Source organism: Nonomuraea sp. NPDC059194 (assembly GCF_042754765.1).
In the GTDB taxonomy this organism is placed as follows: domain Bacteria; phylum Actinomycetota; class Actinomycetes; order Streptosporangiales; family Streptosporangiaceae; genus Nonomuraea.
On the sequence record NZ_JBHZBH010000113.1, the window covers coordinates 1 to 1,609 of the forward strand.

1 protein-coding gene and 1 pseudogene are annotated in these 1,609 nt (G+C 68.6%); both read left to right on the forward strand.

The features are described 5' to 3' along the window. Positions 1 to 528 (forward strand): annotated as a pseudogene (locus tag ACFXJ8_RS44030) (ABC transporter substrate-binding protein); the annotation flags it as partial. Next, positions 528 to 1,583, forward strand: coding sequence for an ABC transporter permease (locus tag ACFXJ8_RS44035; protein ID WP_379651541.1), 1,056 nt, complete (start codon positions 528 to 530; stop codon positions 1,581 to 1,583). The pseudogene ACFXJ8_RS44030 and the gene ACFXJ8_RS44035, both read left to right, overlap by 1 nt. Positions 1,584 to 1,609: the final 26 nt, after the last annotated feature.

The window sequence follows — 1,609 nt, forward strand, 5'->3', positions numbered from 1 at the left end:
TTCGACATCGCGATCAGCGGCTGGTCGGTCAACCCCGACCCCGAAGAGGTCCTGGCCACGCACCTGTGCAGCAGGCGGCCCACCCCCTCGGGCGAGGGCGGCGGCACCGAGTCCTTCTACTGCGACAAGCAGTACGAGGAGCTCTACCAGTCGCAGCTCAAGGAGCTCGACACCGCCAAGCGGGCCGACATGATCAAGCAGATGCAGCAGCGCCTCTACACCGACGCGCCGGTCATCGCGATCTACTACCCGAACAACCTCGAGCTGTACCGCAAGGACAAGATCACCAGCATCACCCCGATCCCGTCGGGTAAGCAGGGCGAGGGCATCCTGTACGGCGGCGCGAGCGGCTACCCGATGGTCACCCTCGACGCCAAGGCCGTGGCCACCGGCGGTTCCGGCGGCAGCGGCGGTGGCTCCAACACCGGCCTGATCATCGGCGTCGTGGCGGCGGCGGTGGTCGTCCTCGGCGGTGCAGGGTTCCTGCTGTCCAGGCGGCGCAAGACCACCTCGGACGAACGCGAATAATGGCCACTCCGCTCGAAACCGAACCCGCCGCCGTCCAGACGGCGGCGGGTTCCGGCGAGGACCGCCCCGCCTACCGGGGCCTGCTCAGATACGCCCTCACCAAGCTCGGTGGGGCGCTGCTCAGCATCGCGATGGTGATCGTCGCGACGTTCTTCCTGTTCCGCCTCATCCCGGGTGACCCGGTCATCGCCTACACCCGCGACGTGCCGCTCAGCCCCGACCAGATCGACCTGCTGCGCAGGCAGATGGGCCTGGACAAGCCGCTGCTGCAGCAGTTCTTCGACTTCGTGCTGCGCACCCTGCAGTTCGACCTCGGCACCTCCTACGAGTACAAGCGGCCCGTCACCGACCTTATCGGCGAGCGGTTCGGCCCCACCCTGCTGCTGACCGGCGTCGGCCTGCTCATCGCGGTCAGCCTCGGCCTGTGGCAGGGCACCCGCGCCGCGTGGAACCACGGCGGCCGCCTCGACCGCTTCTCCACGGGCATCTCGCTCGTGCTGTGGTCGGTGCCGACGTTCTGGCTCGGTCTGCTGCTGCTCATGGTCCTCGGCGCGGGCATCGGCCCGATCCCCGGACTGTTCCCCACGCGCGGCATGGAGAGCGTCGACGCGCCCGACGGCTTCGCCTACGTGCTCGACGTCGCCCACCACATGGTGCTGCCGTGCCTCACCCTGGTCGCCGTCGTCTACGCGCAGTACCTGCTGGTCATGCGCTCCTCGCTGCTCGACGAGATCGGCCAGGACTACGTGACCACCGCGCGCGCCAAGGGGCTGCGCGACGACATGGTACGGCGGCGGCATGCCGTACCGAACGCGCTGCTGCCGACCGTGACGCTCGTCTTCATCCACATCGGGTTCGTGGTGGGCGGCGCGGTCTCCGTCGAGACCGTCTACTCGTGGCCCGGCCTCGGACTGCTGTTCTACGAGGCGATCAAGGGGCCCGACTTCGCGGTCATGCAGGGCACGTTCATGGTCGTCTGTGTCGCCGTCATCCTCATGAACACGCTGGCCGACGTGGCCTACCACGTCCTTGACCCGAGGGTGAGGTCGGCATGAGCTCCGTGACGTGGGCGCGCAGGCGC

Bases quoted from the DNA above. Each gene is read 5' to 3' on its own strand.
- ACFXJ8_RS44035 (WP_379651541.1), top strand. From the start codon at position 528: ATGGCCACTCCGCTCGAAACCGAACCCGCCGCCGTCCAGACGGCGGCG.